At 71.0% G+C, this 18229-nt stretch carries 17 protein-coding genes; 5 read left to right on the forward strand and 12 right to left on the reverse strand.

The features are described from left to right. Window positions 1-23: 23 nt before the first annotated feature. The 4 genes from ACFULQ_RS06790 to ACFULQ_RS06805 form a co-directional block, all read right to left on the reverse strand. A complete protein-coding gene (locus ACFULQ_RS06790) occupies window positions 24-986 on the reverse strand; it encodes an electron transfer flavoprotein subunit alpha/FixB family protein (protein ID WP_383539121.1) in 963 nt (320 codons plus the stop codon). A gap of 72 nt (window positions 987-1058) precedes the next feature. Beyond that, window positions 1059-1847, reverse strand: a complete 789-nt coding sequence (locus ACFULQ_RS06795) for an electron transfer flavoprotein subunit beta/FixA family protein (protein ID WP_383539124.1) — start codon at window positions 1845-1847, stop codon at window positions 1059-1061. Between the two features lie 227 nt (window positions 1848-2074). Then, complete coding sequence (locus ACFULQ_RS06800; protein ID WP_383539127.1) at window positions 2075-2584, reverse strand: flavin reductase family protein; 510 nt, start codon at window positions 2582-2584, stop codon at window positions 2075-2077. Window positions 2585-2792: 208 nt separating this feature from the next. After that, window positions 2793-3206: a TlpA family protein disulfide reductase gene (locus ACFULQ_RS06805; protein WP_383539418.1), complete on the reverse strand. Its 414-nt coding sequence runs from the start codon at window positions 3204-3206 to the stop codon at window positions 2793-2795. A 75-nt stretch (window positions 3207-3281) separates the two neighbouring features. On the opposite strand from ACFULQ_RS06805, the gene ACFULQ_RS06810 reads away from it, so the two are divergent. Continuing rightward, window positions 3282-3698, forward strand: coding sequence for a DUF4395 domain-containing protein (locus ACFULQ_RS06810; protein ID WP_383539130.1), 417 nt, complete (start codon window positions 3282-3284; stop codon window positions 3696-3698). A gap of 186 nt (window positions 3699-3884) precedes the next feature. After that, entirely contained in the window at window positions 3885-4613 is a 729-nt protein-coding gene (locus ACFULQ_RS06815) for a lysophospholipid acyltransferase family protein (RefSeq protein WP_383539133.1), read from the forward strand. 93 nt (window positions 4614-4706) lie between these two features. Here ACFULQ_RS06815 and ACFULQ_RS06820 read toward each other — a convergent pair whose 3' ends face one another. From ACFULQ_RS06820 to ACFULQ_RS06835, 4 genes are all read right to left on the reverse strand, one after another. Further along, window positions 4707-5279 (reverse strand): transglutaminase domain-containing protein, encoded by a 573-nt coding sequence (locus ACFULQ_RS06820; protein ID WP_383539136.1) that lies wholly within the window; start codon window positions 5277-5279, stop codon window positions 4707-4709. Window positions 5280-5365: 86 nt separating this feature from the next. Further along, window positions 5366-6439 carry a threonine aldolase family protein gene (locus tag ACFULQ_RS06825; RefSeq protein WP_383539421.1) on the reverse strand — a complete coding sequence of 358 codons (1074 nt, stop codon included), beginning with the start codon at window positions 6437-6439 and terminating at the stop codon, window positions 5366-5368. Continuing rightward, window positions 6436-7185, reverse strand: coding sequence for an SDR family NAD(P)-dependent oxidoreductase (locus ACFULQ_RS06830; RefSeq protein ID WP_383539139.1), 750 nt, complete (start codon window positions 7183-7185; stop codon window positions 6436-6438). The genes ACFULQ_RS06825 and ACFULQ_RS06830 overlap by 4 nt, the downstream gene beginning before the upstream one ends. A 35-nt stretch (window positions 7186-7220) precedes the next feature. Next, window positions 7221-8618, reverse strand: coding sequence for a DUF6421 family protein (locus ACFULQ_RS06835; RefSeq protein ID WP_383539141.1), 1398 nt, complete (start codon window positions 8616-8618; stop codon window positions 7221-7223). A gap of 271 nt (window positions 8619-8889) precedes the next feature. On the opposite strand from ACFULQ_RS06835, the gene ACFULQ_RS06840 reads away from it, so the two are divergent. After that, the gene (locus tag ACFULQ_RS06840) at window positions 8890-9573 is read left to right on the forward strand and encodes a glycerophosphodiester phosphodiesterase (protein ID WP_383539143.1); all 684 of its coding nucleotides are present in this window, start codon (window positions 8890-8892) and stop codon (window positions 9571-9573) included. A gap of 42 nt (window positions 9574-9615) precedes the next feature. On the opposite strand, the gene ACFULQ_RS06845 is transcribed toward ACFULQ_RS06840, so the two are convergent. Further along, complete coding sequence (locus ACFULQ_RS06845) at window positions 9616-10152, reverse strand: GNAT family N-acetyltransferase (RefSeq protein ID WP_383539145.1); 537 nt, start codon at window positions 10150-10152, stop codon at window positions 9616-9618. A 71-nt stretch (window positions 10153-10223) separates the two neighbouring features. Here ACFULQ_RS06845 and ACFULQ_RS06850 point away from each other — a divergent pair, with 71 nt between their 5' ends. Beyond that, window positions 10224-10616, forward strand: a complete 393-nt coding sequence (locus ACFULQ_RS06850) for a VOC family protein (protein WP_383539148.1) — start codon at window positions 10224-10226, stop codon at window positions 10614-10616. A gap of 106 nt (window positions 10617-10722) precedes the next feature. Further along, a complete protein-coding gene (locus ACFULQ_RS06855) occupies window positions 10723-12045 on the forward strand; it encodes a diacylglycerol/lipid kinase family protein (RefSeq protein WP_383539151.1) in 1323 nt (440 codons plus the stop codon). Window positions 12046-12273: 228 nt separating this feature from the next. On the opposite strand, the gene ACFULQ_RS06860 is transcribed toward ACFULQ_RS06855, so the two are convergent. The 3 genes from ACFULQ_RS06860 to ACFULQ_RS06870 form a co-directional block, all read right to left on the reverse strand. Further along, window positions 12274-13779: a glycoside hydrolase family 43 protein gene (locus tag ACFULQ_RS06860; protein ID WP_383539154.1), complete on the reverse strand. Its 1506-nt coding sequence runs from the start codon at window positions 13777-13779 to the stop codon at window positions 12274-12276. A 139-nt stretch (window positions 13780-13918) separates the two neighbouring features. Further along, entirely contained in the window at window positions 13919-15022 is a 1104-nt protein-coding gene (locus tag ACFULQ_RS06865; protein WP_383539157.1) for a LacI family DNA-binding transcriptional regulator, read from the reverse strand. Between the two features lie 136 nt (window positions 15023-15158). Next, window positions 15159-18176: a family 78 glycoside hydrolase catalytic domain gene (locus ACFULQ_RS06870; RefSeq protein ID WP_383539422.1), complete on the reverse strand. Its 3018-nt coding sequence runs from the start codon at window positions 18174-18176 to the stop codon at window positions 15159-15161. Between the last annotated feature and the right edge of the window lie 53 nt (window positions 18177-18229).

Consider the following 18229-nt stretch of genomic DNA (forward strand, 5'->3'; position numbering starts at 1 on the left):
GGCCTCGTACGCCCGGAGCGGGATCAGCCCTTGCGGGTCTTGATCTCCTCGGTGAGGGCGGGGACGACGTCGAAGAGGTCGCCGACGACGCCGTAGTCGACGAGGTCGAAGATCGGGGCCTCGGCGTCCTTGTTGACGGCCACGATGGTCTTGGACGTCTGCATGCCCGCGCGGTGCTGGATGGCGCCGGAGATGCCGTTGGCGATGTACAGCTGCGGCGAGACCGACTTGCCGGTCTGGCCGACCTGGTTGGTGTGCGGGTACCAGCCGGCGTCCACCGCGGCACGCGAGGCGCCCACGGCCGCGCCGAGGGAGTCGGCGAGCGCCTCGATGATCGCGAAGTTGTCGGCGCCGTTGACACCGCGGCCGCCGGAGACCACGATCGCGGCCTCGGTCAGCTCCGGACGCCCGGTCGACTCGCGCGGGGTGCGGCCGGTGACCTTGGTGCCGGTGGCCTGGGCGGAGAAGGTCACGCTCAGCTCGGAGACGTCACCGGCGGCCGGGGCGGCCTCCACGGCGGCGGAGTTGGGCTTGACGGTGATGACCGGGGTGCCCTTGGAGACTCGCGACTTGGTGGTGAAGGAGGCGGCGAACACCGACTGGGTGGCCACCGGGCCCTCGTCGCCGGCCTCGATGTCGACGGCGTCCGTGATGATGCCGGAGCCGATGCGCAGCGCGAGGCGGGCGGCGATCTCCTTGCCCTCGGCGGAGGAGGGGACGAGGACGGCGGCCGGGGACACCTGCTCGACGGCGGCCTGCAGGGCGTCGACCTTGGGGACGACCAGGTAGTCGGCGTACTCGGCGGCGTCGTGGGTGAGGACCTTGACGGCGCCGTGCTCGGCCAGGGCGGCGGCGGTGTCGGCGGCACCGGCACCGAGCGCGACGGCGACCGGCTCGCCGACACGGCGGGCCAGGGTCAGCAGCTCCAGGGTGGGCTTGCGGACGGCACCGTCCACGTGATCGACGTAGACGAGAACTTCAGCCATGGGAATGCTCTCCTGCGGATTGCGAAGTCTTGCGGGGCGGAAGGGGGGTGAGCCTCAGCGGGCCAGGACCCTTTAGATGAACTTCTGGCTCGCGAGGAACTCGGCGAGCTGCTTGCCGCCCTCGCCCTCGTCCTTGACGATCGTGCCGGCCGTGCGGGCCGGACGCTGCGCGGCGGAGTCGACCGCGGTCCAGGAACCCTCCAGGCCGACCTGCTCGGCCTCCAGGTCCAGGTCGGACAGGTCCCACGACTCGACCGGCTTCTTCTTGGCCGCCATGATGCCCTTGAAGGACGGGTACCGCGCCTCGCCCGACTGGTCGGTGACCGAGACCACGGCCGGCAGGGACGCCTCCAGCTGCTCCGAGGCGGCATCGCCGTCGCGGCGGCCCTTGACGGTGCCGTCCTCGACCGAGACCTCGGAGAGCAGGGTGACCTGCGGCACGCCCAGACGCTCGGCCAGCAGGGCCGGGACGACGCCCATGGTGCCGTCGGTGGAGGCCATGCCGGAGATCACCAGGTCGTAGCCGGCCTTCTCGATCGCCTTGGCCAGCACCAGGGAGGTACCGATCGCATCCGTGCCGTGCAGGTCGTCGTCCTCGACGTGGACGGCCTTGTCGGCGCCCATGGACAGCGCCTTGCGCAGCGCGTCCTTGGCGTCCTCGGGACCCACGGTCAGGACCGTGACCTCGACGTCGTCGTCGGAGTTCTCCGAGATCTGCAGCGCCTGCTCGACCGCGTACTCGTCGAGCTCGGAGAGCAGACCGTCCACGTCGTCCCGGTCGACGGTCAGGTCATCGGCGAAGTGCCGGTCGCCAGTGGCGTCGGGCACGTACTTCACAGTGACAACGATCCTCAAGCTCACGCCGGCTCTCCTACTGCATCGTCATTTCTCGGCTGCCTCTTGCAGGCAGCATAGGCGCCCCAAGCGGCCGATCCCGGTCGGGGCGGGCTGCGCTCCCGACCGAAATATTACTCGCCAGTACACCCAGTACATGCCCGCTAAGCAAGCGCTTTGAACTGTGACCTTTGCAACGCAGCGTAATCGGAACTCGACGACCGCGCAGCACGGCGGAAGCGTGGATGAGCCGATCAGTCGCGCAGGCCGTTGAACCGGCCCTGGTGATACAGCAGCGGCCGGCCCGACCCGGCCGGGTCGCCGATCCGCACCTCGGCCAGCACGATGCGGTGGTCACCGGCGGGCACGCGTGCGTGCACCCGGCAGACCAGCCAGGCGAGGACGTCGTCGAGGACGGGGACGCCCTCGGGCCCCTCCCGCCAGGCGGTGGGTGCACCGAAGCGGTCGGCACCGCTGCGGGCGAAGGTGGCGGCCAGCTCCTCCTGGTGCTCACCGAGTATGTGCACGCCCACGTGCTCGGCCCGGGATATCGCGGGCCAGCTGGAGGCGCCCGTGCCGATCCCGAAGGACAGCATGGGCGGTTCGGCGGAGACCGAGGCGAGGGAGGTGGCGGTGAAGCCGACCGGGCCGGCGTCACCGCGCGCGGTGATCACGGCGACTCCCGCCGCGTGCCGACGGAAGACGGAGCGGAGGAGGTCGGGAGAGGCGAGCTGCGGGGTGCCGAGCTCGGAGGCGGCCGTCATGCGGGGTTCCTTCTGCGAGGAGTGGCGAGCGGGACCGTGGCTGCTCAGCGAGCCGGACAGCGCGCGCTCGCGGTGCGGGCCAGGTCGACATGGACCCGCCCGTACAGAAGGAGTTCCGTAGGCATACGGTCAGGCTGACGATAGGTGCCGTGCACAGTCAAGTACGTTCCGGCATCTGGGAGCCGGCTCACCGTCGGCTCACCCGGCGTCACACCGCTTCCCCGATCGCCGCGATGACGTCGGCCTTGCGCGGCTGTCCGGCGGCCCGCCGGACGACCCGGCCCTGCGCGTCGAGGACCAGCACGGTCGGCGTCTTGAGGATGTCGAGTTCGCGGACCAGGTCGAGGTTCTTCTCGGCGTCGATCTCGACGTGGGTCACTCCCGGGACCATGCCGGCGACCTCGCCGAGCACCCGTCGGGTGGCGCGGCAGGGGGCGCAGAAGGCACTGGAGAACTGGACGAGCGTGGCGCGTTCACCGAGTTCCCCGCCCAACTCGGCCGCGCCGAGCCTCTTGCCGTCGTCGCGCCCGCGCACCCGTACTCTCCCGCTCCGCCGCCGTTGCAGCACTCCATAGGCGCTCGCCGCCGCGAGCACCACCACGCACACCACCAGTCCGGTCATCACCTGCACAAGCATTCACGAGACTGCAAAGATTCCCGCCTCCCCTCAGTCTTTCCGTTGCGGAATGCTTGATTCATGGACATCGACGCACGAGGGCCGCGTTTCGGAGCGGCTGTGACGACCGTCGTTCTGGCGGCCGTTCTGATCACGGGCAACGTCTGGCTGCTGGCCTGGCAGACACTGGCGTTCGCGCTGGGCGCGGCGGGCGGGGTGGGGCGCTCGCCGTACGGCTGGCTGTTCCGCACGGTGGTACGGCCGCGGATCGGGCCGCCGACCGAGTTCGAGTCGCCGCAACCGCCGCGGTTCGCGCAGGCGGTGGGCCTCGTCTTCGCGGGCCTCGGACTCGTGGGGTACGGGCTCGGGCCGGAGTGGCTCGGGCTCGCCGCCACCGGAGCGGCACTCGCGGCGGCCTTTCTCAACGCCACGTTCGGGTACTGCCTGGGCTGCGAGTTGTACCTGCTCGTGCGGCGAGTCGCGGTACGCGCGGAGTAAAGGCGGTTTAAAAGCCCGAGGTGGATCACACGGTGGACGTGACGAGAATCTCCCCTGCGTCGGGCACCAGGACTGGCTCCCCGCCCGTTCTTGGGGCACGATCTGCGACATGCCGTAAACCTACGGCTGCGTAACTTAATGCCGGGACCCCCCTCCCCGGCAGAGCAGGAAGGGCTCACCCCGCCCATGGCAGAGCTTGTCTACCGTCCCGTCGTCGGATTCGCCCAGGCGCTGTTCAAGGCGTGGGACCTCAAGATCGACTGCAAGGGTTCGGAGAACATCCCGCGCTCGGGCGGCGCCGTGCTGGTGAGCAATCACATCAGCTACCTGGACTTCGTCTTCAACGGCCTGGCCGCGCTCCCGCAGAAACGTCTCGTGCGTTTCATGGCGAAGGAGTCGGTGTTCCGCCACAAGGTCTCGGGCCCGCTGATGCGCGGGATGAAGCACATCCCGGTCGACCGCAAGCAGGGCGAGACGGCGTACGCCCACGCCCTGGAGTCACTGCGGTCGGGCGAGATCGTCGGGGTCTTCCCGGAGGCGACGATCTCGCAGTCCTTCACGCTGAAGAGCTTCAAGTCGGGTGCGGCGCGGATGGCGCAGGAGGCGGACGTCCCGCTGATCCCGATGGCCGTCTGGGGCACCCAGCGGCTGTGGACCAAGGGGCACCCGCGCAACTTCAAGCGCAGCCACATCCCGATCACGATCCGGGTCGGCGAGGCGATCGAGGCGTCCCGGGACAAGTACGCCGGAGCCATCACCCGGCAACTGCGGGAGCGGGTCAACGAGTTGCTGGAAGCCGCTCAGCGCGCGTACCCCGTGCGGCCGAAGGGACCGGCCGACACCTGGTGGATGCCGGCGCATCTCGGGGGGACGGCACCCACCCCCGAAGAGGTCCGCGCGGCCGAGGCGCGCTAGTCCGCCGCTCGCGACAGCTCGATCCGCACCCCCGGACCCAACTTCTCCGGTGGCTCCGCCGGTTCGGCGGCCGCCACCGGCATCGGGTGCCTCTCAGAGCGCGACGGGGAGCGTTTTCCAGAGGTACGGACGGTCCGGGGCTGCTTTCAGCACGCTCAGGACGGTCGGGTGCGGTTCGGCGTACAGGACCGGGTAGTCCGTCTCGTCGGACTCCGGTGCGGGGGTGAACCCCAGGCGCTCGCCGTCGAGGGAGAACTGTGCGTCCACACCGGGCTTGTTGCCCCGGGGGTCCTGGCGGTGCCAGGCGCCGTTGAACCGCACGGCGACCAGGCCGTGCACCACGTCGAGCTTCTGGTAGCAGAGCGCCGTCGGGATGTCCTCGGCGCGCAACAGGGCGGCCAGCGCATGGGCCTTGGCGAAGCAGATGCCGGTGCGCTGCTCCAGGACGTCGGACGCCCGCCAGGTGACGCGGAGATCGCCGGCGTCCTGGGAGTGCGGGATCGTGTCGCGGACGAACTCGAAGGCGAGCCGCGCATAGGCATACGAGTCCTCGGCCTGCCGGGCGAGCCGTGCGGCCGTGCCGCGCACCAGCGGGTGGTGATGGTCGATCACCTCGTCAGCGGCCAAGTACGCGGAAAGGTCGGGGGTGTCCTGGATCAGCTCCATGACCGCAGAGCATAGGAATGCGATCACCCGACAGTCAATGACTTTTCAGGTGACCGCATATCTATGCATCGAAGAGTCCCCGCGCGTCAGCGCGCCATCTCCTCCTTGAGGGCCGCCACGAAGGCGTCCACGTCGTCCTCGGTGGTGTCGAAGGCGCACATCCAGCGGACGTCGCCCGCGGCCTCGTCCCAGAAGTAGAAGCGGAACCGCTTCTGGAGGCGCTCGCTCACGTCGTGCGGCAGCCGGGCGAAGACGCCGTTGGCCTGCACCGGGTAGAGGATCTCGACACCGTGGACCGCGCGCACCCCCTCGGCCAGGCGCTGGGCCATCTCGTTGGCGTGGCGGGCGTTGCGCAGCCACAGGTCCTTGGCGAGCAGGGCCTCCAACTGGACCGACACGAAACGCATCTTGGAGGCGAGCTGCATCGACAGCTTGCGCAGGTGCTTCATGTGGGAGACGGCGTCCTGGTTGATCACCACGACCGCCTCGCCGAACAGCGCGCCGTTCTTCGTCCCGCCCAGGGAGAGGATGTCGACGCCGACCGCGTTGGTGAACGTCCGCATGGGGACGTCCAGGGAGGCCGCCGCGTTGGCTATGCGGGAGCCGTCCAGGTGGACCTTCATGCCACGCGCGTGTGCGTGCTCGCAGATCGCGTGGATCTCCTCCGGCGTGTAGAGCGTGCCGAGCTCGGTGCTCTGGGTGATCGAGACGACCTGCGGCATCGCGCGGTGCTCGTCCTCCCAGCCGTACGCCTGCCGGTCGATCAGCTCCGGGGTGAGCTTGCCGTCCGGCGTCGGCACGGTGAGCAGCTTCAGGCCGCCCATCCGCTCGGGGGCGCCGCCCTCGTCGACGTTGATGTGCGCGCTCTCGGCGCAGATCACCGCGCCCCAGCGGTCGGTGACCGCCTGGAGCGCGACGACGTTGGCCCCGGTGCCGTTGAAGACCGGGAAGGCCTCCGCCGTGGCGCCGAAGTGGCTGCGGACGATGCTCTGGAGGTTCTCGGTGTAGTCGTCCTCGCCGTACGCGACCTGGTGCCCGCCGTTGGCCAGGGCCAGGGCGGCGAGCACCTCCGGGTGGGCTCCGGCGTAGTTGTCGCTGGCGAAGCCGCGGATCTGCGGGTCGTGATGGCGGCGCGCCTGGGTGAAGGCGGTCGGGTTCACGGCTTCTCGGTCAGCCACAGACGGTTTCCGTTCACTTCGGCGGCGGGCTTCTCCCAGACACCGGCGATGGCCTCGGCCAGATCCCTGACGTCGGTGAAGCCCGCGAACTTCGCGTTGGGCCGCTCGGCGCGCATGGCCTCGTGCACCAGTGCCTTCACCACCAGGATCGCAGCCGCGGACGTCGGCCCCTCAGCGCCCCCCGCCTTGCGGAAGGCGTCGGCGAGGGCGAGCGTCCAGGCCTCGGCGGCGGCCTTGGCGGCGGCGTACGAGGCGTTGCCCGCGGTCGGCTTGGTCGCGCCGGCCGCGCTGATCAGGACGTACCGGCCGCGCTCGCTGCGCTGGAGGCCCTCGTAGAAGGCCAGGGAGGTGTGCTGCACGGTGCGGACGAGGAGCAGCTCCAGGAAGTCCCAGTCGTCCAGGCTCGACTTGATGAAGGTCTCGCTGCCGCGCCAGCCGCCGACGAGGTGGACCAGGCCGTCGACCCGGCCGAAGTCCTTCTCGATGTGCTTGGCCCAGTCCTGGGTGGATCCCAGGTCGAGCAGGTCGACCGGCTCACCGGTCACGGTGGCGCCGCCCGAGGCGTAGCGTGCCGCGTCCACGGCCTCCGCGAGCCGCTCCGGGTCGTTGTCGGCGCCGACGACGGTCGCGCCCGCCTCGGCCAGGCGCATCAGCGCCGCCCGGCCCGCGGGTCCGCCCGCGCCGGCCACCGCGATCACCGCACCGCTGAGAGCTCCGTTCCCCACCATGCGCTTCGCCTCCTGAGCAGTTGTGGTGCGGTCGCTCACGCGGCGACCTGCTCGGCGCTCTCCGCCGTGATGCCCCGGGTGGAGGCGATCACGTTCTTCAGCTTCTTGGAGAGGGCCTCATAGAACATGCTCAGCGGAAACTCGTCCGGAAGCACGTCATCGACGAGTTTCCGGGGCGGCTGGGACAGGTCGAGGGCGTCCGGGCCCTTGGCCCACCTGGACCCGGGGTGCGGGGCGAGGTACTGGGAGACCAGGTCGTAGGCGGCGAACCAGTGGACCAGCTTCGGGCGGTCGATGCCGGCCCGGTACAGGTCCTCGATCTCGGCGCACAGCTGGTTGGTGACCTGCGGGGCGCGCTGCCAGTCGATGAACAGCTTGTTGTCGGTCCAGCGGACGACGTCGTGCTTGTGCAGGTAGGCGAAGAGGAGCTGGCCGCCGAGGCCGTCGTAGTTGCGCACCCGCTCGCCGGTGACCGGGAAGCGGAACATGCGGTCGAACAGGACCGCGTACTGCACGTCACGGGCCTGCGGGACGCCGTCCTCCTGGAGCTTCACGGCCTCCTTGAAGGCGGTGAGGTCGCAGCGCAGCTCCTCGAGGCCGTACATCCAGAACGGCTGGCGCTGCTTGATCATGAACGGGTCGAAGGGCAGGTCGCCATGGCTGTGGGTGCGGTCGTGGACCATGTCCCACAGCACGAAGGCCTCCTCGCAGCGCTTCTGGTCGTGGACCATCGCGGCGATGTCCTCGGGCAGCTCCAGGCCCAGGATGCCGACCGCGGCGTCGGTGACCCGGCGGAAGCGGGCGGCCTCGCGGTCGCAGAAGATCCCGCCCCAGGAGAAGCGTTCCGGCGCCTCGCGCACGGCGATCGTCTCCGGGAAGAGGACGGCGGAGTTGGTGTCGTAACCGGCCGTGAAGTCCTCGAACTTGATGCCGCAGAACAGCGGGTTGTCGTAGCGGGTGCGCTCCAGCTCGGCCAGCCAGTCGGGCCACACCATGCGCAGCACGACCGCCTCCAGGTTGCGGTCGGGGTTGCCGTTCTGCGTGTACATCGCGAAGACGACCAGGTGCTGGAGTCCGTCCGCGCGGTTCGCGGCGGGCTGGAAGGCCAGCAGGGAGTCCAGGAAGTCGGGCACCGCGAAGCCGCCCTCGGCCCAGCGCCTGAGGTCCTTCACGAGGGCCTCGTGGTAGTCGGCGTCGTGCGGGAGCAGCGGGGACAGCTCCTCCACGGCCTCCACGACACGCCGTACGGCCGCCTCGGCGTCCGCGCGCGCGGGGGCACCCTCGGCCTCGAAGTCGATCGACCCGTCCTTGGACTGCCATGGCCGGATCTGCTCCACGGCATCCTTGAGCACGGGCCATGCCGGGTGCTCCACCACCCTGGTCACGGGAGGAACCTGGTCCCCCGAAGCCGCCTGCACAAGAATTTCCGTCATGTCCCATCCTCCACGGGAGAACCTCGCGTATGGAGACCGTATACATACGGCCTTCCTTCCAGCAAGAGCGGACACGGGAAGTTATCCCGCGCAACTCAATGGTCACCGAACTTTTTCCTGCCGAGTGCCATGAACACCGTGATTGCGGGTAGGAGTTACCGCTTCCCCTCACGTCACCGCGATCCCTCGCGTACGCACGGGTCCATCACACCGTGTAGCCGTTAGGCTGCGGCTGCGCACCGAGCCGCCGTCGACGGAAGCGAGTTGAACCTTGAACTTCCTTACCATCGGTCATCGCGGAGTCATGGGTACCGAACCCGAGAACACCCTCCGTTCCTTCGTCGCCGCCCAGCAGGCCGGCCTCGACGTCATCGAACTCGATCTGCATCTGAGCAAGGACGGCGCCCTCGTCGTCATGCACGACACCCACGTGGACCGCACGACCGACGGAACCGGCCCGATCGCCGAGAAGACCCTCACCGAGCTGCGCGCCCTGGACGCCGGGCGCGGAGAGCACGTCCCGGTGTTCGAGGAGGTGCTGGACACCGTGCGGTCACCGCTCCAGGCGGAGATCAAGGACATCGCGGCGGCCCGGGCCCTCGCCGAGGTCATGCTCCGGCGGGATCTGGTCTCCCGGGTCGAGGTGTCCTCGTTCCACGACGAGGCGATCGCCGAGATCGGCCGACTGGTGCCCGGCGTACGGACCGCGCTGATCGGCAGCCGGTTCGGCCCCGACATCGTGGAGCGCGCCGTCGAGGCGGGCGCCGGGACCGTCTGCCTCAACATCCGCCGGCTGACCCTGGAGGTCGTGGAGGCCGCCCGCAAGGCGGATCTGAAGATCATCGGCTGGGTGGTGAACACCCAGGACCATCTGCGTCTGGTGCGCGCCCTGGAGCTGGACGGCGCCACGACCGACTACCCCGAGATCAAGCGCACCGGCCGCTTTACCGCGTGAACCCGGTGGGCCGCAGTTCCTGCCGGGTCCGGGGCAGGAACGTCACACCAACGGCTTGACCAGCAGCTCGAACTCGAGGTCGTCGCGCTGCGGGATGCCGAAGCGCTCGTCGCCGTACGGGAAGGGCGACATCCTTCCGGTACGGCGGTAGCCGCGCCGCTCGTACCAGGCGATGAGGTCCTCGCGCACGGAGATCACCGTCATGTGCATCTCGGTGACGCCCCAGGTCTCGACGGCGAGCCGCTCCGCCTCCGCGATGACCACCTTGCCGAGGCCGCCGCCCTGGAGCGTGGGACTGACCGCGAACATCCCGAAGTACGCGTAGCTGCCCCGGTGTTCGAGCTGGCAGCAGGCGACGACCAGCCCGTCCCGCTCCACCGTCAGCAACCGGCTGTCCGGCGACTTGATGACCTCGAGCACCCCCTCGGGGTCCGTCCGCTGCCCCTCCAGGATGTCCGCCTCGGTGGTCCACCCGGCCCGGCTGTCGTCCCCCCGGTAGGCCGACTCGACCAGCGCGACGAGCGCGTCCACGTCGGCGTCGGTGGCGTCACGGAAGGTGAGTCCGGCGGTGGTCTTCATGGGGCGCGTCTCCACTTCAGGGGCACGACTCGGGCACGGCCGAGGGTAACGCCCCGGCTAGGCTCGCCCGCATGGTGCACGTACTGAGCGGCCGCGTCCTGCTACGGCCCACCGATCCCGAGCGTTCCCGCGTCTTCTACGGCGATCAGCTGGGCCTCGCCGTGTACCGCGAGTTCGGTACGGGGCCGGAGCGGGGCACGGTCTACTTCCTCGGCGGCGGCTTCCTGGAGCTGTCCGGACGCGCCGAGGCCCCGCCCGCCGCGGACGTCCGGCTCTGGCTCCAGGTCCCGGACGTGACCGCGGCACACGAGGAACTCCTGGCCAAGGGAGTCGAGATCGTCCGGCCGCCGGTGAAGGAGCCGTGGGGGCTGGTCGAGATGTGGGTGGCGGACCCGGACGGGACACCGATCGTGCTGGTGGAGGTGCCCGCCGACCACCCGATCCGGTACCGGCCCGGGATCTGAACACCCCGTCCACCGGACGGCATCGCGCAGGACGCCGACCGTTGCGCCGACTTGGATATGCTCCGCCGACCGCCGTGGCCCCGAGGGCGTCGAGCAGGAGGAGCACATGAGGGTGGATGTGAACGCCCCGGCCTGGCACCGGCAGCGGTGGGCGGCCAGGGTGTCGCTGGCGGCGGCCGCTCTCGCCGTCCTGCTGCCGCTCGGCTACGGCGGATTCGGCGGGGTGCTGCTGCTGGCGGCCGGACTCGCGGGCGCCGCCGTCACCGCGGCCGGGCTGTGGTGGACACTGACCCGGCGCGGCCCGGAGCGCTGGCTGGCGGCCGTGGTCACGGTCGTCACACCCACCGTCGTCGTGGTCCTGTTCGCGGTGACCCTGGGCCGGACGCTCCTGCTGTCCCTGGCCCTGTGGGCCGCGGCCGTGTGGAGCGGGCGGTACGCGCTGCGCAGCACCGGCCGGCGTCCGGGGCGGATGAAGGAGCACCGGGCGCGGCCGGTTCAGCGCCCCTTCCTGATCATGAACCCCCGCTCCGGCGGCGGGAAGGTCGAGCGGTTCGCGCTGAAGGAGAAGGCCGAGCGGCTCGGGGCTCGGGTCGTGCTGCTGGACCCGGAGGAGCAGCAGGACGTGACCGCGCTGGCGCGGGAGGCGGTGGCCGACGGCGCGGACCTGCTGGGCGTCGCGGGCGGTGACGGCACCCAGGCGCTGGTCGCCGCCGTCGCCGCGGAGCACGACCTGCCGTTCCTCGTGATCTCCGCCGGTACCCGCAACCACTTCGCCATGGACCTCGGCCTCGACCGCACCGACCCCTCGACCTGCCTGGACGCGCTCACCGACGGCGTCGAGCTGCGCGTGGACCTGGGTTTCGCCGCGGACCATCCGTTCGTCAACAACGCCTCCTTCGGCGCCTACGCGGCGGTCGTCCAGAGTCCCGCCTACCGTGACGACAAGATCGGCACCACTCTGGAGCTCCTGCCCGATCTGCTCACCCGCCAGCGGGGGCCGCATCTGACCGCGCGGGTCGGTGACACGACCCTCGACGGGCCGCAGGCGGTGCTGGTGAGCAACAACGCGTACCGCACCGGCGACCCGGCGGGGCTCGGTCGGCGCCGGCGCCTCGACTCCGGCCGACTCGGCGTGCTCGGCGTCAAGGTGGACAGCGCGGCCGAGGCCGCGGCGCTGCTGCTCGCGCCCGATCCGCAGGGGCTCGTGGTGCTGTCCGCCCGGGAGGCGGTGGTCGACGCCGACCGACCGGAGATCGAGGTCGGCGTCGACGGCGAGGCCCTGGTCCTGCCCACCCCGGTCCACTGCCGTATCGCCCCGGGGGCGCTGCGCGTCCGCGTCCCGCGGAAACGGCCGGGCGTGCCGGCGGTACAACCCCGCCTGAACTGGCGGAGGTTGCGGAAGCTGGCGGCGACCGGGGGGCGGGGTTGAGCCGGAGCGGGTCGGACCGAGCACGACGACCGGGATCCCTGGCCGGACGGGCTCGATCCTGGACCGGCGCGAGCCTGGACCGGCTCAGTGCTCGACCCGCGCACCCCTCGACCGGCTCAGGCCTCGACCCGCGCGTTCCAGGACCGGCTCAGTGCTCGACCCGCGCGCTCCAGGACCGGCCCAGTCCACGACCCGCGCAACCCTCGACCCGCCCAACCCTCGACCCGCTCAGTCCGCGACCGGCTCGTAGTCGAACCAGTCGAAGTGGACGGTCCCCAGCGCGGCGTAGACGCCGATCACCCGGCCCGTGAAGCCGCCCGCGACCTCCGTGGAGAGGTAGCGGCCGTCGAGGGCGGCGAGTTCGGCGTACGTGCCGTCCGCGTCCTCCACTCCGAGCAGGACGGTGTCCGGCCCCTGGCGCGGATCGGTGACCTTCCGGGTGACGGCCGCCTCGATCCTGAGCACCAGCGGGCCGGCCGGCGTCGGGTGGGAGGCGACCACCGTGCGCAGGGTGCCGACGCGGGCGATCACCCGTACCTGGCCGGGCTCCGCCTCGATCTCGTAGTGGTGCTGCTCGTCGAGCCGGACGGCCAGCCCGCCGCGCCCGTCGGACGGGTCGGCGAGGACGCGGACCCGGCACGACAGGTGCTGCTGGCGGCGGCCGAGGAAGGTGACCTCGGGATCGTCGAGGGAGTCCCCGCGGGCGCGCAGGCTCAGCCAGCCGGGCCGTTCCCCGGTGGTGCAGTGCGCGGCGGAACGCGAGCGGAGCGAGATCCAGCCGTGGGCGAGCTCAGAGGCGTCGAAGTCGTCCCGGACCGGCTGCACCGCGGGTTCGTGCAGGGGCCACGGGGGCGCCGCCATGTCGAGGGCCACCTCGCCGACGACCGGCCAGCCGTCGACCCAGGTCACCGGGGCGAGGAAGGTCTCGCGGCCGAGGACGTGCCAGCCGGGGGTGCCGCCCTGCGGCCGCACTCCGAGGAACACCATCCACCACGAGCCGTCAGGCCCCTGGACGAGATCCCCGTGACCGGTGTTCTGGATGGGGTGGTCGGTGCCGCGATGGGTCAGGACCGGGTTGTCGGGGCAGGGCTCGAAGGGCCCGTCGGGGGTGCGGGCGCGGGCGATCGAGATGCCGTGGCAGCGCTCGGTGCCGCCCTCGGCGATGAGCAGGTACCAGTAGTCGCCGATCCGGTACAGGTGCGGTGCCTCGGGGGCCTTGGCGCCGGGGGCACCGGACCACAGGCGCCGGGGTTCGCCGAGCGTCTCCCCGGTGAACGGGTCGACGCGGTACTGGCTGACGCCCGCGACCGTGCACCGGCAGGTGCCGTCGTCGTCCCACGCGAGGTCCGGGTCGATGCCGTGCACCCCGGGCAGCCGGATCGGGTCGGACCAGGGGCCGGCCGGGTCGGTGGCGGTGAAGAGCATGTTGCCGTCGGCGCTGACGTTGGTGACGATCAGCCAGAAGCGGCCGTCGTGGTGGCGCAGGGTGGGCGCGTAGAGCCCGCCGGAGGAGGCGGCACCGGCCGGCAGCCGCAGTTGCTCCGGCCGGTCGAGGGCGTTGCCGATCCGGGTCCAGTGCACCAGGTCGCGGCTGTGGAACAGGGGCAGGCCGGGGAAGTACTCGAAGCTGGAGCACACGAGGTAGTAGTCCTCGCCCACCCGGCAGATGCTCGGATCGGGGTGGAACCCCGGGATCACGGGGTTGTTGACGGTCCGCGCAGGCGTGCTCGACAAAGCGAGTCCTTTCGGGGGCCGCTTCACCCGGAGTCGGCGGCGGGAGAAACTTTCGCCCCTTCAGACGGATAGTTTTCCGCGGAGGTTAGCGAGAGGCCTCGACCATGGTCAACGGTGCGGTACGGCGGGAGAGGCGCCGTCAGCTCTTGGGCGGGGCGGTGCTGCCTCGGACCGTCAGGGTCGTGGCGAGCTCCAGGCCGGCCTGGGGTGCCTGCTCACCCCGGCCGAGGGTGAGCGCGAGTTCGGTGGCGGCCACGGCCATCTCGGTCAGAGGCTGGTGGACAGTGGTGAGCGGCGGGTCCACCCAGGCGACGACCGGCAGATCGTCGAAGCCGACCACGCTCAGATCGTCGGGGATGCGCAGCCCTGCGTCGCGCGCCGCCTGGTAGACGCCGAGGGCCTGGAGGTCGTTGGCGGTGAAGATCGCCGTCGGGCGTACGGGCCGGGCCAGCAGGGTGCGCGCCGCCTCGCAGCCGTCCTCCCGGGTCAGCCCGGTGTGCACGACGAGGTCCGGATCGACGGGCAGTCCGGCGGCCGCGACGGCAGAGCGGTAGCCGTCCAGCCGCGCGGCGCAGCACAGTTGACCCTCGGGGCCGCTGATCATGGCGATGCGCCGGTGGCCGAGCTCGGCGAGGTGCCGGGTGGCGGCCCGGCCGCCGGACCAGTTGGTGGCGCCCACGTAGGGGACGTCGTCCGGCAGTTCGACGATGGGGTCGAAGACGACGAACGGGATGCCCTTCGCGGTCAGTTGGGCGCGCTCGGCCTCCGAGAGCTGTGCCACGGACAGCACGCAGTTCGGGCGCCGGGACACGGTGTCCTCCCAGGCCGGTGAAACACCGTCGTGCAGGCCGAACTCCGACACCATGACGCCGACGCGGTGTTGGCGGGCCACCCGCTCCACGCCGCGGATGATCTCGACGGCCCACATGTCCTTGAGTTCGCGGAAGACGAGTTCGACGACGTTGCTGCGGTGGGACGCGGGCTTGCGGTAGCCGTACCGGTTGATCAGCTCCTCGACCCGGGCGCGGGTGTCCGCCGAGACGCCCGACTTGCCGTTCAGCACCTTGGAGACGGTCGGCACGGACACCCCCGCGGACTCGGCGATGTACGCGATCGTGACCGACCTGGGCGCCTCGCCCCGCTCGCGCTCCTGATCGGCCGGACCGGCTGCCGCGTTGTCTGCCAAGGGGACCTTCCCGGTCGTCGAACGGCTCACGAGGGCGCCATAGGCGCGCCGGCCCATTCTGGCATCTTCTTTCGGCACGGCTGTGGCCTCTGACACAGCTTCATGTTGATTTCTCCGCCGCGCGCAACGAAAGTTGCTCTGGAAATGACGGGCACGGCCGCGTGATCCTCCGGGAGCGGCGGGCGGGCAGGGGTCAGCGGAGCCTGCTCGTCAGGTGATACACACCGGACGGCAGCCGGTACGAGGCGACGCCGTCCGCATGCCCTAGGAACCGCACGCCGTCCGCTTGGGCGAGCGGATCACGTCCCTCGCGGACGGCGTCGGCGGAACGGGCCGGGAGGTGCAGGGTCGCCTCGGTGTTGGCGGGCACCAGCGCGTCGTAGGAGAGGGTCGTGCCCTGGTCGTCGAGCCTCCACTCGCTCCTGATCTCGCCGTACGGCGACTCGTGCGCGCCCGCGACGTGCGTGATCCTCCCGGTCGGGTCGAGGTGCGGCTTCAGGACGAAGCGCTTGAAGCCCGGGCTCCGTGGATCGCGGGCGATGCCGGCCATGTAGGCGTACATCCACTCCATGACGGCGCCGTAGGCGTAGTGGTTGAAGGAGTTCATGCTGACGGGTCCGAAGCCGTCCTCCTCGGAGTAGGAGTTCCAGCGCTCCCAGACGGTCGTCGCGCCGTTTCTCACCGAGTACAGCCAGGACGGCATCGCGTCCTGGTGGAGCAGCCGGTACGCCAGGTCCGCGCGGCCCTCGTCGCTGAGGACGGGGGCGAGGACGTTGACGCCGAGGAAGCCCACGGAGAGCGTGTTCTCGGCGTACTTGACCCGGCTGCTGTCCGGGTGCGCCGCCTTGTGGGCCGCGTCGTTGCCGATGTTGTCCGCCAAGTGGTCCACGAGGGTGCGGCGTTGGGCCTCGGTGTCGTAGAAGCCGAGCTTGAGGACCCACAGCAGGGCCGACTGGGTGTTGTCCTCGGTCTTCTGGTTCGGGTCGGCGCCCGGTTCGATCGGGGAGGCCTCGCCGAGGCTCGACCGCACCGTGACGGTGCCGCCCTCGGTGCTGAGGTACTTCCTGACGAACGCCTTCTTGATGTTCACGAAGAGCTGCTCGTAGGCCGTGGCCTCGGCGTCCCGGTCGACCGCTCGGGCCATCTGGGCCATGAGGCGGGCGACATGGCCGTAGTAGACGTCGCTCATGAGCTGGGCGCTGGTCTTCTGCGGGGCGAGCCAGTCGCCGGTGAGGGAGCCCTGGCCGGCGTAGGTGTCGCCGGTCTGCTGCCGGATCCAGTCGAGGTAGCGGGTCATGGCGGGCCAGTTCCGCTCGATGACGGCCGGGTCGCCGGTCATCTGCCACAGCGTCCAGGGCAGGACCACCCCGCAGTCCGCCCAACCGCTGCCGCCGCCGGGGAAGTTGTAGCGCCCGCCGGGGGCGACTCCGGTGAACTGGGCCTTGTCCTGGCCGTAAAGGGTCTGGGAGTCGACCACCGTGTCCTGGAAGTGGCTGAGAAAGGGACCCGCGTCGGCGTTGTAGAGGCCCGTGGTGGCGAAGACCTGGGTGTCGCCGGTCCAGCCGAGGCGTTCGTCGCGTTGCGGGCAGTCGGTCGGCACCCAGAGGTAGTTGCCGCGCTGGCCCCAACGGATGTTGCCGATCAGCCGGTTGGTGTCGGGGTCGTTGGTGGTGAGGGTGCCCCGCTCGCGGATCGCGGAGGTGGCGACCTTGCCGGTCAGGCCGGTGATCGTGACCGTCTCGCTCGCGGTCACGGAGGCGTAGCGGAAGCCGTAGAAGGTCAGCGAGTCCTGGTGGGTCTCCCCGCGGCGGTCGCCCTTGAGGACGTAGGTGCTGGTGGCCTCGGCGCTGCGCAGGTTGGCCCGGTAGAGGGAGCCATCGGGGCCGTCGGCTCCGGCGCTGTCGTCGTTGAGCATCTCGCCGAACCGGAACGTGACCTGGGCGCCCGCGGGGCCGCGCACGCTGTAGCGGGGCACGCCGACCATGTTCTGGCCCAGGTCGAAGACCGCGGTGTCGCCGGCGCCGATGGTGACCGGGGCGGAGGCCGCCCGGTGCGGGTCGGTGACCGTCCGGTCGGGGTCGACGACGATACGGCCCCGGCCCTCGCCGGTGACTCCCGTGTACACGGTGACCGACTGCGGGCGCCGGTCCCAGCGGCTGATCAGCCGGGCCGACTCGGCCGGGTAGGCGAGGAGTCGGGCGTCCGGGTACCTGGTCTCGAAGGGGACGCGCTCGGTGTCGGACCAGCCGGAGTCGTCGTAGCCGGACGACGTCCAGCCGGGCAGTTCCCTGCGGGCGTCGTAGGTCTGGCCGTCGTAGATGTCGTCGGCCCGCCAGGGACCGGTGTCGGTGGCCTTCCAGGAGCCGTCCGGCCGGGTGACCACGGACGAGGACGTGCCGTCGGTGTAGCGGATCAGCAGTCTGGCCTTGAGGGCGAGGGCGTTGCCGTCCTCCGAGTAGTACGTACTGCCCTCGGAGACACGGCCGTTGTACCAGCCGTTGCCGAGCACGGCCGCCAGGGTGACGGCCGGTTCGAGGGCCACCAGGTGGGTGACGTCGTAGGTGAGGTAGTTGACGCGCGCGTCGTAGTTCGTCCAGCCGGGAGGCAGCAGTTCGAGGGTGGTGCCGCCGTCCTGCGGGACGGTCACGCGGTGCCCGCTGACGTGGACGTCGTGGACGCCGAGGGCGGAGACGTACAGGCGTGCCTCGCGGACCGGCCCGGTCAGCCGCGCCTGGGTGCGCAGCATCGGGGCACCGGGCGAGCGGGGCGTCTTGCCCTGCATCCCGATCCACTGGGCGCCCTCCCAGCCGGTGACGCCGTCGGTGCTCATGAGGCCCGTCTCGAACCAGGACACGGGGCCGGTGCCGACCGTTTCGCCCTCGGTGTCCCAGACGGTGACGGTCCAGTAGTAACGGGTGGACGCCTTCAGGGACTTGCCCCCGTAGCGGACGGCCACCGACTCGGCCGAGCGGACCCGGCCGCTCGTCCACAGGTCCGCGCGGCCGGGGGTCAGCTTGCCCGGTGAGCTCGCCACGAGGATCTCGTACGCGCCCTGGGCCCTGTTCCGGCGGACGGACCGCATCCGCCAGCCGAAGCGGGGCGCGGTGGCGTCCACGCCGAGCGGTTCGGTGCGGTGCTCCACCGTCAGTCCGTCCACACTGCCCTCCTCCAGATCCGGTGCGGCCTGTGCGGCCGGGCCGCCGCCGGGCATGCCGGCCACTACCGGCACCGCGCCGGCGGTCGCCGCGAGCACGGTCCGGCGCC

The sequence above is a fragment of the Streptomyces sp. NPDC057253 genome, assembly GCF_042669125.1.
Classification (GTDB): domain Bacteria; phylum Actinomycetota; class Actinomycetes; order Streptomycetales; family Streptomycetaceae; genus Streptomyces.

Excerpts from the sequence above, each read along its gene's own strand:
- ACFULQ_RS06810 (WP_383539130.1), top strand. The coding sequence starts at position 3,282 with ATGGACATCGACGCACGAGGGCCGCGTTTCGGAGCGGCTGTGACGACC.
- ACFULQ_RS06805 (WP_383539418.1), bottom strand. The coding sequence starts at position 3,206 with ATGACCGGACTGGTGGTGTGCGTGGTGGTGCTCGCGGCGGCGAGCGCC.
- ACFULQ_RS06815 (WP_383539133.1), top strand. The coding sequence starts at position 3,885 with ATGGCAGAGCTTGTCTACCGTCCCGTCGTCGGATTCGCCCAGGCGCTG.
- ACFULQ_RS06790 (WP_383539121.1), bottom strand. The coding sequence starts at position 986 with ATGGCTGAAGTTCTCGTCTACGTCGATCACGTGGACGGTGCCGTCCGC.
- ACFULQ_RS06865 (WP_383539157.1), bottom strand. The coding sequence starts at position 15,022 with ATGGGCCGGCGCGCCTATGGCGCCCTCGTGAGCCGTTCGACGACCGGG.
- ACFULQ_RS06855 (WP_383539151.1), top strand. The coding sequence starts at position 10,723 with ATGAGGGTGGATGTGAACGCCCCGGCCTGGCACCGGCAGCGGTGGGCG.
- ACFULQ_RS06820 (WP_383539136.1), bottom strand. The coding sequence starts at position 5,279 with ATGGAGCTGATCCAGGACACCCCCGACCTTTCCGCGTACTTGGCCGCT.
- ACFULQ_RS06870 (WP_383539422.1), bottom strand. The coding sequence starts at position 18,176 with ATGCCCGGCGGCGGCCCGGCCGCACAGGCCGCACCGGATCTGGAGGAG.
- ACFULQ_RS06845 (WP_383539145.1), bottom strand. The coding sequence starts at position 10,152 with ATGAAGACCACCGCCGGACTCACCTTCCGTGACGCCACCGACGCCGAC.
- ACFULQ_RS06835 (WP_383539141.1), bottom strand. The coding sequence starts at position 8,618 with ATGACGGAAATTCTTGTGCAGGCGGCTTCGGGGGACCAGGTTCCTCCC.
- ACFULQ_RS06850 (WP_383539148.1), top strand. The coding sequence starts at position 10,224 with ATGGTGCACGTACTGAGCGGCCGCGTCCTGCTACGGCCCACCGATCCC.
- ACFULQ_RS06830 (WP_383539139.1), bottom strand. The coding sequence starts at position 7,185 with ATGGTGGGGAACGGAGCTCTCAGCGGTGCGGTGATCGCGGTGGCCGGC.
- ACFULQ_RS06800 (WP_383539127.1), bottom strand. The coding sequence starts at position 2,584 with ATGACGGCCGCCTCCGAGCTCGGCACCCCGCAGCTCGCCTCTCCCGAC.